The sequence below is a fragment of the Pseudomonas sp. A39 genome, assembly GCF_058145955.1.
This window is the reverse complement of the sequence record NZ_JBYVMD010000028.1, coordinates 1-13,023: the sequence shown is the minus strand read 5'-3', so window position 1 is coordinate 13,023 and position 13,023 is coordinate 1. Positions and strand designations below refer to the sequence as shown.

14 protein-coding genes are annotated in these 13,023 nt (G+C 61.0%); 3 read left to right on the top strand and 11 right to left on the bottom strand.

Annotation, left to right across the window (positions count from 1 at the left end):
- Positions 1–741, top strand: coding sequence for a hypothetical protein (locus AC3ZU9_RS20185; RefSeq protein WP_046034882.1), 741 nt, complete (start codon positions 1–3; stop codon positions 739–741).
- A gap of 106 nt (positions 742–847) precedes the next feature.
- On the opposite strand, the gene AC3ZU9_RS20180 is transcribed toward AC3ZU9_RS20185, so the two are convergent.
- The 3 genes from AC3ZU9_RS20180 to AC3ZU9_RS20170 all read right to left on the bottom strand — a co-directional run bounded on the left by AC3ZU9_RS20180 (position 848) and on the right by AC3ZU9_RS20170 (position 4,049).
- Complete coding sequence (locus tag AC3ZU9_RS20180) at positions 848–1,480, bottom strand: LysE family transporter (RefSeq protein ID WP_015886481.1); 633 nt, start codon at positions 1,478–1,480, stop codon at positions 848–850.
- An 86-nt stretch (positions 1,481–1,566) separates the two neighbouring features.
- A complete protein-coding gene (locus AC3ZU9_RS20175) occupies positions 1,567–2,139 on the bottom strand; it encodes a mechanosensitive ion channel family protein (protein ID WP_015886482.1) in 573 nt (190 codons plus the stop codon).
- Entirely contained in the window at positions 2,139–4,049 is a 1,911-nt protein-coding gene (locus AC3ZU9_RS20170) for an ATP-binding cassette domain-containing protein (protein WP_015886483.1), read from the bottom strand. Before AC3ZU9_RS20170 ends, AC3ZU9_RS20175 begins: the two co-directional genes overlap by 1 nt.
- A gap of 50 nt (positions 4,050–4,099) precedes the next feature.
- Between AC3ZU9_RS20170 and AC3ZU9_RS20165 the strand changes: the two genes are divergently transcribed.
- Positions 4,100–4,567, top strand: a complete 468-nt coding sequence (locus AC3ZU9_RS20165) for a TIGR02444 family protein (RefSeq protein WP_015886484.1) — start codon at positions 4,100–4,102, stop codon at positions 4,565–4,567.
- Here AC3ZU9_RS20165 and AC3ZU9_RS20160 read toward each other — a convergent pair.
- Complete coding sequence (locus AC3ZU9_RS20160) at positions 4,564–5,661, bottom strand: AlgP family protein (RefSeq protein ID WP_490091229.1); 1,098 nt, start codon at positions 5,659–5,661, stop codon at positions 4,564–4,566. The genes AC3ZU9_RS20165 and AC3ZU9_RS20160 overlap by 4 nt on opposite strands.
- A 192-nt stretch (positions 5,662–5,853) precedes the next feature.
- Here AC3ZU9_RS20160 and AC3ZU9_RS20155 point away from each other — a divergent pair, with 192 nt between their 5' ends.
- Positions 5,854–6,531, top strand: coding sequence for an FKBP-type peptidyl-prolyl cis-trans isomerase (locus AC3ZU9_RS20155; RefSeq protein ID WP_490091228.1), 678 nt, complete (start codon positions 5,854–5,856; stop codon positions 6,529–6,531).
- A 53-nt stretch (positions 6,532–6,584) separates the two neighbouring features.
- On the opposite strand, the gene AC3ZU9_RS20150 is transcribed toward AC3ZU9_RS20155, so the two are convergent.
- The 7 genes from AC3ZU9_RS20150 to AC3ZU9_RS20120 form a co-directional block, all read right to left on the bottom strand.
- Entirely contained in the window at positions 6,585–7,043 is a 459-nt protein-coding gene (locus tag AC3ZU9_RS20150; protein ID WP_028618432.1) for an Rsd/AlgQ family anti-sigma factor, read from the bottom strand.
- 209 nt (positions 7,044–7,252) lie between these two features.
- A complete protein-coding gene (locus tag AC3ZU9_RS20145; protein WP_490091227.1) occupies positions 7,253–7,774 on the bottom strand; it encodes a disulfide bond formation protein B in 522 nt (173 codons plus the stop codon).
- Between the two features lie 245 nt (positions 7,775–8,019).
- Positions 8,020–9,261, bottom strand: coding sequence for a heme biosynthesis protein HemY (locus AC3ZU9_RS20140; protein ID WP_490091226.1), 1,242 nt, complete (start codon positions 9,259–9,261; stop codon positions 8,020–8,022).
- 5 nt (positions 9,262–9,266) lie between these two features.
- Positions 9,267–10,379 (bottom strand): uroporphyrinogen-III C-methyltransferase, encoded by a 1,113-nt coding sequence (locus AC3ZU9_RS20135; protein ID WP_015886490.1) that lies wholly within the window; start codon positions 10,377–10,379, stop codon positions 9,267–9,269.
- A gap of 18 nt (positions 10,380–10,397) precedes the next feature.
- Positions 10,398–11,156 (bottom strand): uroporphyrinogen-III synthase, encoded by a 759-nt coding sequence (locus AC3ZU9_RS20130; protein ID WP_015886491.1) that lies wholly within the window; start codon positions 11,154–11,156, stop codon positions 10,398–10,400.
- Complete coding sequence (gene hemC / locus AC3ZU9_RS20125) at positions 11,153–12,094, bottom strand: hydroxymethylbilane synthase (protein WP_015886492.1); 942 nt, start codon at positions 12,092–12,094, stop codon at positions 11,153–11,155. The genes AC3ZU9_RS20130 and hemC overlap by 4 nt, the downstream gene beginning before the upstream one ends.
- Positions 12,095–12,230: 136 nt before the next feature.
- Positions 12,231–12,977, bottom strand: a complete 747-nt coding sequence (locus AC3ZU9_RS20120) for a LytR/AlgR family response regulator transcription factor (protein ID WP_015886493.1) — start codon at positions 12,975–12,977, stop codon at positions 12,231–12,233.
- Positions 12,978–13,023: the final 46 nt, after the last annotated feature.

The following is a 13,023-nucleotide window of genomic DNA, read 5'->3' as shown; positions in this document are numbered from 1 at the left end:
ATGCGTGCATGGATCGGCATGATCGGCCTGCTGTGTGCCTTCGGCGCCTCGGCCGCCCCGAAGATCGCGGTGACCGACCTGGCCTACGAGGCGCGGGTCGAGGAATACATCCACCAGGTTTCGGCGAGCAACAACTTCCAGGCCAGCGCTTACCACGCCAGTGGGGCGTCGAACTACAGCGAGTACGAAAGCCGTACCAGCTACATCGAACAGACCGAGCTGCGTAAATTCAGCGGTGATATCAAGGGCGAGATCCTCAAGTCCCGGCAGTTCCAACTGGTGCAGGGCACGCCCTACACCGCCGATGCCAAGGGTGACGTCTACGACGTGATCAAACGCATCAAGGCCGGTAATTTCAAGGGCGCCGACTATGTGCTGTTCGGCACACTGTCAGACATCGACTTCACCCAGGACATCAACGCCCTGGACCACACCAACAGCTACTCGGCGGTGCTGGGCCTGACGCTGGTGGCGGATTTCAGCCTGATCAATACGCGCACCTACGAGATCACCTCGGCGTTTACCGCCATGGGTGAAGGCCAGGACACCAAGCTGGTGAACAGCCGTGACATACGCGTGAGCCTGAACCGGCCGCGCGTGGTGAAGGAAGTGTCGAAAGCCTTGGGTGAAGATGTGGCCCGGCAGTTGGCGGAACAGTTGGGTGGTGGGTATCAAGACCCCGGCCAGCCGCCGCTACGCAACAACCTGCCAAGGGATGAAGCACCGAAGATTTTGCGCTGAGCCTAGAACTCACTGCCAACACAAAACCAATGTGGGAGCGGCGGTGCGACGATTCGACTTGCCCGCGCCCACATTTTTGATTCGGTGTCTTCAGTTGGCGTGCGGTTTACGCCGTTGCGCGATGCAAGCTGGCCAGGAAACCCGCAGCGCCCACAAACAACCCGGCAAACGTGCGGTTCATACGCTTCTGCTGCTTAGGCGTACGCAACAAGCGCAACACCTTCGACGCCAGCCCCGTATAGCCTGCCATCACGACCATGTCGACGCAGATCATCGTCGCGCCCAGGATCAGGTACTGGATCAGCAGCGGCGCCTGCGGATTCACGAACTGCGGCAGCACCGCCAGCATGAACACCAAAGCCTTCGGGTTGCTGGCGTTCACCAGGAACCCACGAAACATCATCGCCATCGGCTTGCCGATCGGGCGCACGGCCGCGTCATCGGTCATGTCCATGGGCAAGGCGCGCCACTGCTTGATGGCCAGGTACACCAAGTACGCCACGCCAAACCATTTGATCACATAGAAGGCCGTGGACGACGTCGCCAGAATGGCACCCAGGCCGCAAGCAACGACGGCAATCTGCATCGCCAGGCCCAGTTGCAGGCCAATGGCGTTCCAGTAACCACGCAGGAAACCGTATTGCAGGCCGCTGGACATCGAGGCGATGGCGCCGGCGCCAGGGGAAAGGGAGATGATCCAACTGGCCAGGAAAAAGGCCAGCCACGTATCGAGTGCCATTGCACACCTCAGGAGGGAGTTTGCTGTTGTGCCTTAAGCTAACTCCGCCGACCAAAGAATGGCTATAGATTTTTACAGTATGACTGCTAGCGGTCGCCCGGAAACACATGGGTACCTGGCCAACGTCGCACCGAGCGCTGGAAGAACAAGCTGTTGGGCACTTGCACCATCGCGCTGTCGGTTCCGGCTTCCGCTACTTCGACCAGCGTGGTGTAGAGCAGGTTGATCGCCACGACGCGGCCTTTCACACCCGGTTTGTCGACGGTGTCCACCAACTCGACGATGTCACCCAGGCGAAACGGCCCGACGGTGAAGATCAGAATGGCGCACAGCAGGTTGGAGAGCACCGACCACATGGCGAAGAACGCCACCGCCGCCACCGCGACAAACCCCGACAGCGCCGTCCACAACACCGTTGCAGACACACCCAGGCGACCCAGCACAAAGATCAGCGCACTGCCCATGATCAGCCAGCGCAAGCCACCGCGCAGCGGCATCAACAATTGCGGTGGGAACGGGTAACGCTCACCGAGGCGCGTCAGGCCTTTGGCAACAAAACGCTGGGCGAGGTAGCCGGCCAGCAGAATCAGCAGGATTTGCACGCCGATCCACACGGGTTCGATCCATTGCGCCGGCAGTGGCAGTTGCAACGCTTCCATCAGGACAGCGCCTCCAGCTCCGCTTGCAGGGTTTCCAGCACTTCGAGGGCTTCCATCCAAGTCTCCTCCAATTGCCCTTCGCGGACCTTGAGCTTGGCCTGTTCAGCCAGCAGGTCGCGCAACTCGTCCTTACGGGCAGCTTCGTAGACGGCGCTGTCGCCCAGGCTGGTTTCGATTTTGGCCAGGCGCTCGTGCACCTTGCCCAACTCGGCCTCCAGCTTGTCGGCTTCACGCTTGTGCGGCGCCAATTGTTGGCGCAACGCAGCGGCAGCCTGACGTTGGGCTTTCTTGTCAGTCTTGTCGGGGTTGACCGGGGTATTGCTGACCGGCGCATTGCGCAGGCGGTAATCCGTCAGCCAGCGTGCGTAGTCATCCAGGTCGCCGTCGAATTCTTCGACCTTACCGTCCGCCACCAGCAGGAAGTTATCCGTGGTGCTCTTGAGCAAGTGGCGATCGTGAGACACCACCAGTACCGCACCACTGAACTCTTGCAGGGCCATGGTCAGCGCCAGGCGCATTTCCAGGTCCAGGTGGTTGGTCGGTTCGTCGAGCAGCAGCAGGTTCGGGCGGTCCCAGGCGATCAACGCCAGGGCCAGGCGGGCTTTTTCGCCGCCGGAGAAATTCAGCACCGGCTCATCGATGCGCGCGCCACGGAAGTCGAAACCACCGAGGAAGTCGCGCAGGGTTTGCTCGCGCTCGGTCGGCGCCAGGCGCTGCAAGTGCAGCAACGGGCTGGCCTTGGCGTCGAGGGAGTCCAACTGGTGCTGGGCGAAGTAGCCCACCACCGTGTTCTCGCCACGGGTCAAGCGCCCGGCCAGGGGCGAAAGCTCGCCCGACAGGTTCTTGATCAGCGTCGACTTGCCCGCACCGTTAGGGCCGAGCAAACCGATGCGCGCACCTGGCGTGAGCTGCAGCTTCACTTTTTCCAGGATGGTTTTGTCGCCGTACCCCAAGCGGGCATCTGACAAGTCCAGCAGAGGGCTGGAGATCTTCGCCGACTCGCGGAACACAAAGTCGAACGGCGAATCGACGTGGGCCGCCGACAGCTCTTCCATGCGTTCCAGGGCCTTGATCCGGCTCTGGGCCTGGCGGGCCTTGGTGGCCTGGGCCTTGAAGCGGGCGATATAGCTTTCCATGTGCGCACGCTGCGCCTGCTGCTTTTCAAAGGCCTGCTGCTGCTGGGCCAGACGTTCGGCGCGGGCGCGTTCGAATGCGGTGTAGCCGCCCCGGTAGAGCGTGATTTTCTTCTGTTCGACGTGGGCGATGTTGTCGACCACGGCGTCGAGGAAGTCCCGGTCGTGGGAAATCAGCAGCAAGGTGCCCTGATAGTTCTTGAGGAAGTCTTCCAGCCACAGGATCGCATCGAGGTCCAAGTGGTTGGTCGGTTCGTCGAGCAGTAACAGGTCCGAGGGGCACATCAGCGCCTGCGCCAGGTTCAGGCGCATGCGCCAGCCGCCGGAGAAGTCGGCGACCGGGCGGTCCATCTGTTCGTTGGTAAAGCCAAGACCGGCGAGCATCTTGCGGGCGCGGGCGTCGGCGGTGTAGCCGTCGGCGCTGTCGAGTTCCGAGTGCAGGCGGGCCTGAGCGGCACCATCCTGGGCTTTCTCGGCCTCGGCCAGGTCGTGTTGCACCTGGCGCAGGCGCAGGTCACCATCGAGCACGTAGTCGATCGCGATGCGGTCCAGGGTGTCGATCTCCTGGCGCATATGGGCGATACGCCAGTCGGCCGGCAGCAAGCAGTCCCCGGAGTCCGGGGTCAGCTCACCCAGCAACAGGGCGAACAACGTGGATTTGCCGGCACCGTTGGCACCGATCAGGCCGGCTTTGTGACCGGCGTGCAGGGTCAGCTCGGCGTCTTCGAGAAGACGTTGCGGGCCACGCTGTAATGTTAGGCTTTGAAGTCGGATCATAATGGCGGCGGAGTCTACCAGCTTCGTTGGCCGCTGGCTTGGGTGTGAATATGTACGCTGACCTGTGGAGCTTTGCCCTCTCGACTTACGCCCGCCCGGACGTCGAAGTCGCTTGCCTGCGCTTGCAGGAGCAAGGGGCGGATGTGTGCCTGTTGCTGTGTGGCGCGTGGCTGGAGCAGCGCGCTGTGACAGTGACCGCCGAGCGCATGCAGGCGCTGAAACAAATCGCCAGGCCCTGGCAGGCACAGGTGATCGAGCCGCTACGACGCGTACGCATGCAATGGCGCGCCATGGCGCAGCAGGATGAGGATTTAGCGGGGTTACGCGAGCGGGTCAAGGCTCTGGAGCTGGACGCCGAACGGCAGCTGTTGATGCGACTGGAAGCGTTGGCACAAACGTGGCCGACTGGCGAAGCGATGAATCAGCAACTGTGGCTGGAAGGACTGGCGGCTGAGGATGCCGCCAACCTTGACCACGACGCGCTGCAGCGGCTGCGCGTCGTGGCCACCAGCGCTTAGGAAGCGCTGGTTGGGGTGGTGCTTGGCGCTACCGGTGCAGACGTGTTGCTGGCCGGTGCAGTTGGAGCGGTGGACGCTGTCGGGGCGGCAACAGGTGTTGCTGGCTTGGCCGGTGCGGGTTTTGCGGCAGCGGGTTTGGTAACGGCTGGCTTGGCGGCTGGCTTTGCAGCAGCAGGTTTGGCAGCTGGCTTAGCGGCTGGTTTTGCAGCAGCCGGTTTAGCCACTGGCTTGGCAGCTGGTTTCGCAGCAGCGGTTTTAGCGGCTGGCTTGGCGGCTGGTTTTGCAGCAGCCGTTTTAGCAACTGGCTTGGCGGCTGGTTTTGCAACAGCCGTTTTAGCAGCTGGCTTGGCAGCTGGTTTCGCAGCAGCGGTTTTAGCGGCTGGCTTGGCAGCTGGTTTCGCAGCGGCGGTTTTAGCGGCTGGCTTGGCAGCTGGTTTCGCAGCGGCGGTTTTAGCGGCTGGCTTGGCAGCTGGTTTTGCAGCAGCGGTTTTAGCAACTGGCTTGGCGGCTGGTTTTGCAGCAGCGGTTTTAGCAGCTGGCTTGGCGGCTGGTTTTGCAGCAGCCGTTTTAGCAGCTGGTTTTGCAGCAGCGGTTTTGGCAGCGGGTTTTGCTGCGGCTTTAGCAGGTGCCTTAGCAGCAACAGCTTTGCTCGCCGGCTTTTTCGCCGCGCTTGCTGCAACAGCTTTTGCAGGGGTACGAGCGCCCAGCACCTTAGCCACAGCTTCCTTCACACGACCAACGCCCTGGGCCAGTTTCAGGCTTTCCTGAGCATCTTTTTTGAGTTGGGAAATGTAGGCGCGGGTTTCAGCTTGGCGATCCTTGAGGGCGTCCAGCAGGTCCTCAAGTTCTTTGACTGCGTCCTTGGCTTTGGCTTGGGCCTTGGCCTTGCCGGCAGTAGCGGCGTCTTGCAATTTGGTGCGGGATTTGTGCAGCTTTTCTTGCGCTTTACCGCGCTGTTTTTCCAGCTTGGCGAGCAGTTTTTCTGCATCGGCCAACGCTTGGGAACAGGCGCTTTCCAGATGTTCGAGCAAGCTGCCCGAAAGTTGTTGGAGTAAATGCAACGGGGTATTAACAGGCTTCTGTTTGGCCGACATGGTTTACCTCCTGGCTGACGTGGGTGCGGCTCATACTAGCCCTCTGCTCTTACCGCCGCTAGGGCATGTTGACAGTATCGTTTGCCTTGCGTTGCACCGTACGAAAATTCTTATCGTTATAACGAAAGTACGCGGCACTTTTTACCGGCTCACACTGGCATAATCCGTCGCACTTTCGGCGGGAGACCACCCATGTCGCGTTACCTTTTTCTTGTGCTTGGCCTGGCGATTTCGGTGGCCAATGCGAGCGAGCAATCACCATCCAAAACCACTGAACAAAATCAGCATGACCTCGCCTACAGCCTGGGCGCAAGCCTCGGTGAACGCCTGCGCCAGGAGGTCCCTGACCTGCAGATCCAGGCGTTGATCGACGGCCTAAAGCAAGCCTATCAAGGCAAGCCGCTGGCGCTGGATAACGCGCGCATCGAACAGATTCTGGCCCAGCACGAAGCGCAGAATGAAGCAGATACGCAGGCACCTCAAAGCGAAAAAGCCCTGGCTGCCGAACGACAATTCCTGAGCAAAGAGAAAGCCGCAAAAGGCGTGCGCGAATTGGCGAATGGAATCCTGCTCACCGAACTCACTCCCGGCACTGGCGACAAGCCAACGGCCAGCGATCAAGTTCAAGTGAAATACGTGGGGCGGTTACCCGATGGAACGGTGTTCGACCAGAGCACCCAACCTCAGTGGTTTCGTCTTGATAGTGTGATCAGCGGCTGGAGCACTGCGTTGCAGCAGATGCCAGTGGGGGCAAAATGGCGCCTGGTGATCCCATCAGCCCAGGCGTATGGCGCCGACGGTGCAGGTGAATTGATCCCGCCTTATACCCCCCTGGTGTTCGAGATCGAATTGCTCGGTACCCGACACTGAGCCAATAAAAAACGGTGCGCCATGCGCACCGTTTTTTATATAGCTATCGAGGGTCAGGCCTGAGTGGCAGGCTCTTCCTTATGGGCGTTGTGCAGCACTTCGATCAGGCAGTCTTCCAATTCGAAACGCTCGTGAAGCAGTGCGCCCAATTCTTTGAATTTCTCTGCAACACATTGCCCGGCATCACACAGGTCGGTGAACGCCAGCAGCTTCTCGGTAATGGCATCGATGCGCGGGTAAAGGGTCTCAGCCAATTCCAGGCCACGCTGATCGTCGAAGGCTTCCGCCTCCTTGGTCAGCTGTTCGTAGACGCCGAAATGGCCGGCTGACACGTAGTCCACCAACACACCGCAGAAATCCTGCAACGGTTCACGGTTCTGCGCCAGTGCCTCGGGCTTGGCACCGAGAGCATCAAAGGCCCGAACCAGTTCGTGACGTGCCTTCAGCCAGCTGTCGATCAGCTTGTGCACCCCACCCCAGCGTTCCTGAGCATTCTGACAACTTTCCAGCATGATGATCTCTCTTCCCTATAGGGGCGCTGCCGCCTGGTGCCCGCGCAACACTTCAAGGATAAAGCGGCAGCCGGACAAGGCCACATCTGACAAACGGTTTCAATAACACGTGCGGGCCAGATTATGCCCGCATGACTATGGCTTCAAGGTACGCAGGAGAGAAAGTTCATACAAGTGTTTAATCCCGTCCTACAAACTGCGACTGCCTTTCAGCGCCCCAACGGGCGCAAATGCTGGCTCAAAAACAGCCGTGAAAACTGCATAAAGCCCAAGATCAACATCCCTAGGAAGAACAACAGACTCCACTCCGGCAGGCTCAAGTCAAACAGCGTCCAATTGATGTCCATGCAGTCAACGCTGCCTTTGACGGTCAATTGCAGCGCCTGCCAAAACGACAGGTTTTCGATCATGTAGTGCAGGCTGGGCCAGCAGTCAGCCGTCTGGTCCGGCGCGGCATTTTGTAGCAGTACCTGGCGCACGGCGGTAATGGCACCGAGCAGCGCGAAGCTAATGCTCGCCAGCCCGTACCGGCAGATAACGCTACGCTTGGGGTTATGGAGGGTGGCGGCCAGATTGTTCAATGTGAAAGCCGCCAGGAACCCCCGCTGCATCTGGCATAGGAAGCAAGGACGCAACGAAGCACCGAACTCGAGGTAAAAGGACGCGCCCAATGTCAGCGTACCCGCCAGGAACGCAAAGAAAAACAAGGAGCGTGAAGGGGCCAAAGACATGCTTTATCCGCATCGCGAAAGATAGGTCGCTACGGTAGAGGAAAGGCCTTACCCCTTTCAATACGTACTAGAGCAGACGATTCCGCGAGCGGTTAAGGACTTGCCGCCAGAAGATGAAAGACGTTGCGCAATCGAGCGTCGGACCTTGCCCACAAACGCTCTAAACCCGTCTTTTGCAGTGTTTTCGAAGCAACGAAAGGTGGCCCGCTGGATATAGCTGAGCCAACCCTCGTCGCTTTCCTACGTCAGACCCGCGCCGGAACAGGCAGCGGTGACGCCAGCAATCGGTTATCCAGCAGCCCCAGCCCCTCTTGGAACAGCTGGTTACTGCGCTCGGTGTCACCCAGTTGAGCCAACAAGCGCGCCAACTCGGCACAGGCCTCAGGATTGCGCTGCACTTGGAGGCTGCTTTCCAGATAATCCCGCGCCTTGCCCCATAGACTGTTTTGCAGGCACAGGCGACCCAGCGTCAGCAGCAGGCTGGCATCACCGGGGTGGTCCTTGAGCCAACCTTCGGCAAACTTCAACTGCCGGGCCGGATCACTGCCGCGCAACAGGCCGTACAGTCGGATCAGGTGGCTGTCGTAGCTGCGCTTGATCGCGCCACGCAACGCTTCTTCGGCCTGGGTGTCAGCACCCAACTGGCGCAGTTGCTCGGCGTAGGCCAAGACCAGTTGCGGTTCTTGGCGCTGAGCGGACGTCAGTTGTTGCCAGGCCCGCTCAAGCGACTGCAAGCCTGCTTCGCCCTGTTCTTCACGCTGGGCTGCGAGACTCAGGTTCTCCCCCCAAGCGCGACGCTCAAGCTCGGCCAGCTCGCTGGCGGGCAGCACCTTGTCCTTGCGCAGTTCGGGCAGCAAGCGGATCACCGACGACCAATCACCGCGCTGCTGATGCAGGCGCTGCAATTGACGCAGGACCTGGGCGTTATGAGGATGGCGCTCGTGCATCGCCTGCAAGGTGATCAGTGCGCCGTCCGTATCGCCGCGGTCCAGTTGCAATTGCGCATGGCTCAAGGCAACCGCCAGCTCGGCCTGAGGCTGACGTTCCAACGCTCTCTCCAGCAAGCCGTCGGACTCTTCGTAGCGCCCCTGTTCATTTGCGGCACGCGCCGCGCCGAGGTAGTACAGCAGCGGCTGGCGCTCGGCCTCGGCGGCACGGTGCAGGTGGCGCTCGGCACTGGCCCAACGGCCTTCGGCAAGGTCCATCTGGCCTTGCTCGATGGCGACCTGTACACGACGGCTGCGGTTACGCCGCGACCACGGGTTGACCACGCCGCCGGAGGTGGTAATCAGGCTCAACAGCACCCGGATCAGGTAGATCGCCAAACCGACGGCAAATACCGCCACCAGCGTCGCCCACAGGCTCGACTCGTAATGCAGCACATGCGGGTAGGTAATCAGCACGTAGCCGGTGTGTTTCGAAATGCCTACAGCCAGTGCCAGCGCGATTGCAATCGCCAGCACGAGGATCACATAGAAACGCTTCATCGGCTCTACTCCTGCTTCGCCGACGTCGCCGCCGCCTTGGCTTCGTCGGCAGACAGATGACGACGCTCAAGGTAAGCCTGCACGGCAGCCAGGCTCGCGGCCAGGTCCGGCGTCACCACCGATACCGCCTTCGGCTCAAGTTCGGCGATACGCGCCAGCATCGCCTTGCTCTGCGGGTTGTCCTGGTTGAAGTTGTCCTGCAACACACTGCGCGCCTCGCCCAGCGAGCGGCTGTAGACGGCCGACTCGCCATTGAGCGCCGCCCATTGGGCTTGCTCCAGGGCCAGGCTCAGGGCCAGGCGCACTTGGTTCAGGCCTTGGCCGGCCAGCAGTGGGCGAATGTTATCGTCGGGGTTGAAGTCGATACGGAAGTAACGGGAAATCTGCTCCCACCATTGGCTCCAACGGCTTTGCGTATCGGTAGTTGGTCGCCCCTCGGAAGCAGGATCGGTCAGTTGATACTCGGGGGCAATGGCCGCCAGTTGCACGACTTGGTCACGCAAGGCTGCCAATTGCAGGTACAGCCCGGTGCGGTCCGGCTGCTCGGTGCTGCGCAGCGCGGCAAGGCTCTTGGCCAATTGCTCACGGGCGGCATAGGAACCCGGATCGCTTTGCTCGCGAAGAATCTCGTCGGCCCCCTGGACCAGCGCCTGGGCACTGTTGATGTCCTGCAGGGCAGACAGGCGCAGACTCGCCAGACGAATCAAGTGCTCGGCCTCGGCCAAGCGCCAGTCTTTGCGGCTGGACCCGAGCACCGTCTCCAGGCGCTGGCTCAGACGCTGCTGATCACCCTGCAACTGGGCGACCAGGCGACGGCGCTCTTCCAGCTCATCCGCACCCGGCAACTGCGCCAGCCGCGCAGCCAGTTGCTGCTGGCTTTGCTTGAGGGACTGGGATTGGTCATCGAGGGTCTGCACCTGGCCCAACTGCTGCTGGCTGCTGGCCTGCAGGGCGCGGACCTGCCAGATCCCCCAACCACCGGCGGCAACACCCGCGGCGCCGAGCAACAGGGCGACGATTGCCAGGCCATTACCACGGCGCGGCGCGGTGACCGGTGACGCAACCGGCGCATCAAGTGCGGGTTGGGTTTCATCTTTAGGCAAGGCTGTTTCGCTCACGTATCCGTCCTTTGCGTTTCAGAGAGTGGGAACGGTATAGCTCCGTATCGCCACTAACAAAGCCGCGGCACTCGCACCGCGACAATCCACAACTTTTTCTGCGCCAGCGGCCCGCGCCATCTCCTGGACCCGCGGGCTAGGCACGAACAACGGCAGCTGCGCCACCTGTGGCCAATCGGGGCCAGCCAGGGCTTGCAGGTGTAAAAAACCCTGTCCACTGCTGACCACCAGGCCGTTCAAGCGTTCCAACTGGATGCGTTGCATCAGTACACCGGCGTCGTAGGCCGGAAGCAAACGGCGATACAACTCCAGATAGTCGACACTAGCACCTTGCTCGCGCAAACGCTCCGCCAGCAGCTCCCGACCACCCTCACCCCGCAGAATCAAGACTCGGGCGTGTGGGGGTGCGATAGCCTCGCGCAAAGCAGGCAATTGAAGCAGGGCCTCACTGTCATCGCCTGTAGGGGGATACTGAACGTTAAGGCCGTGCTCGGCCAGTACCTGCGCGGTGGCGGCACCGACACTGAACCATCGCAGATGCGGCCAGGCTTGACCCAACTGCTGCACGGCAAGGCGCGCGGCCGGCTTGCTGACAACGATTACGGCACAGTAGCGACCCAGGTCACGGAAGACGGCTTGTTGTTCAGGTGTGACGGGGAGCGGCTCGATGTCCAGCAACGGCAAGCTGCTGCTGAAAATACCGGCTTCGGACAACGAGGCCGCCAGGGCCATCGATTCCTCGGCAGGCCGCGTCAGCAGCACACGCCATTCGGTCACTGCGGGCCGGCCTCGCCGTAGACTTTCTGCAGAATCGCACCAGCGCCCTTATCCAGCAGCGCTTGCGCCACCTGGATACCCAACGCCGTAGCATCACACTGCGGACCACGGACCTCGGCGGTCAGCAGGTTGCCGCCTTCCGGGTCTCCGACCAAGCCACGCAACCACAGGTTTTCACCTTCGAGCACGGCGTAGCAGGCGATCGGCACTTGGCAGCCACCGTTGAGGTGCTTGTTCAGGGCACGCTCAGCCGTGACGCGCACTTCAGTGTCGTGGTGATCCAGGGGTTTGAGCAGGGCGTGGATATCACTGTCGGCGGTACGGCATTCAATGCCGACGGCGCCCTGCCCACCGGCAGGCAGGCTGTCCTCGACGCTGATGGCCGAAGTGATACGGTCTTCGAAACCCAGCCGAATCAGGCCAGCCGCTGCGAGGATGATCGCGTCATATTCACCCGCATCCAGCTTCGCCAGGCGGGTGTTGACGTTGCCGCGCAGGAAGCGGATCTGCAGGTCCGGGCGGCGGGTCAGCAACTGTGCCTGGCGACGCAGGCTCGACGTACCGACGATGCTGCCCAAAGGCAGCGCATCCAGGGACGCGTAAGTATTGGAAACGAAGGCATCACGCGGGTCTTCACGCTCGCAGATGCAAAACAGGCCCAAGCCTTCGGGGAAGTCCATGGGCACGTCTTTCATCGAGTGCACGGCAATGTCCGCTTCGTTTTCCAGCAGCGCGGTTTCCAGCTCTTTGACAAACAGGCCCTTGCCGCCGATTTTCGACAGTGGCGAGTCGAGCAGTTTGTCACCGCGACTGACCATGGGCACCAGGGACACCTTGAGGCCGGGGTGGGCCTGCTCCAGGCGTGCTTTGACGTATTCGGCCTGCCACAAGGCCAGGGCGCTTTTACGGGTGGCGATGCGGATTTCGCGAGAGGACATGGATCAATCCGTACTGAATAGATACGGCAGATAATAACAGCTCAGGCAAATATGCCTTGATTTGTATCAGCAAGTGCGCGGCCTCCCTGGCCACGTCGCACCGGGATAACGACTGCAGACCTCGCCACGCCTCGGCCTAAAGCTGCTGCATCATTTTGCGCACGCCGGCGACATGGCGTCGGCTGACGATCAACGCATCGCCGTTAAGCCCTTTGAGGAACAACTGAAAATGCCCCAGGGGCGTACGTTGCAGGCGCTCGATTCGCTCGCGGGCCACCAGCGCATTGCGGTGGATACGCACGAAGCGGTCGCCGAATTCATCCTCAAGGGCCTTGAGCGGTTCATCGAGCAAGACTTCACCGCCTTGGTGGCGCAAGGTCACGTACTTGTGATCCGCAATAAAATAAACCACCTCGCCCAAGGGGATCAGCTCGATACCTTTGCGTGTGCGTGCGCTGATATGGCTGCGCGGCCCGTTACCACTTTGGGCGGCAGGCTGAGTCAGGGCAGCAAGCTGGACGCGGGTTGGGCGCTCGGCCTTTTTAAGGGCTTTGAGCAAGGTTTCGCCCGCCACCGGTTTGGTGAGGAAGCTGACACCACTGGCTTCAAGCGTCTCCGCAGAGAACTCTTCACCGGCTGCGCAGAACACCACAGCGGGTGGTGACTCTCGCTCGCTCAATCGGGCGGCAACTTGCAGGCCATCAAGGCCTGGCATACGGATATCGAGCAACACCACATCCGGCTTGAGGCTGTCGATCAGCGTCAACGCCTCTTCGCCCGTGGTGGCGCTCGGCTCTAGTACTGCATAACCCTCGAGTTCACTGACCAAACGGCTCAGTCGCTCGCGGGCTTGGGGTTCGTCATCAACGATCAGGACATTCATATTGCGCTGGATTCCTGCGTGAGTCTCGCACAAGGATAGCGTAGAC

Excerpts from the sequence above, each read along its gene's own strand:
- AC3ZU9_RS20185 (WP_046034882.1), top strand. The coding sequence starts at position 1 with ATGCGTGCATGGATCGGCATGATCGGCCTGCTGTGTGCCTTCGGCGCC.
- AC3ZU9_RS20180 (WP_015886481.1), bottom strand. The coding sequence starts at position 1,480 with ATGGCACTCGATACGTGGCTGGCCTTTTTCCTGGCCAGTTGGATCATC.
- AC3ZU9_RS20175 (WP_015886482.1), bottom strand. The coding sequence starts at position 2,139 with ATGGAAGCGTTGCAACTGCCACTGCCGGCGCAATGGATCGAACCCGTG.
- AC3ZU9_RS20170 (WP_015886483.1), bottom strand. The coding sequence starts at position 4,049 with ATGATCCGACTTCAAAGCCTAACATTACAGCGTGGCCCGCAACGTCTT.
- AC3ZU9_RS20165 (WP_015886484.1), top strand. The coding sequence starts at position 4,100 with ATGTACGCTGACCTGTGGAGCTTTGCCCTCTCGACTTACGCCCGCCCG.
- AC3ZU9_RS20160 (WP_490091229.1), bottom strand. The coding sequence starts at position 5,661 with ATGTCGGCCAAACAGAAGCCTGTTAATACCCCGTTGCATTTACTCCAA.
- AC3ZU9_RS20155 (WP_490091228.1), top strand. The coding sequence starts at position 5,854 with ATGTCGCGTTACCTTTTTCTTGTGCTTGGCCTGGCGATTTCGGTGGCC.
- AC3ZU9_RS20150 (WP_028618432.1), bottom strand. The coding sequence starts at position 7,043 with ATGCTGGAAAGTTGTCAGAATGCTCAGGAACGCTGGGGTGGGGTGCAC.
- AC3ZU9_RS20145 (WP_490091227.1), bottom strand. The coding sequence starts at position 7,774 with ATGTCTTTGGCCCCTTCACGCTCCTTGTTTTTCTTTGCGTTCCTGGCG.
- AC3ZU9_RS20140 (WP_490091226.1), bottom strand. The coding sequence starts at position 9,261 with ATGAAGCGTTTCTATGTGATCCTCGTGCTGGCGATTGCAATCGCGCTG.
- hemC (WP_015886492.1), bottom strand. The coding sequence starts at position 12,094 with ATGTCCTCTCGCGAAATCCGCATCGCCACCCGTAAAAGCGCCCTGGCC.
- AC3ZU9_RS20120 (WP_015886493.1), bottom strand. The coding sequence starts at position 12,977 with ATGAATGTCCTGATCGTTGATGACGAACCCCAAGCCCGCGAGCGACTG.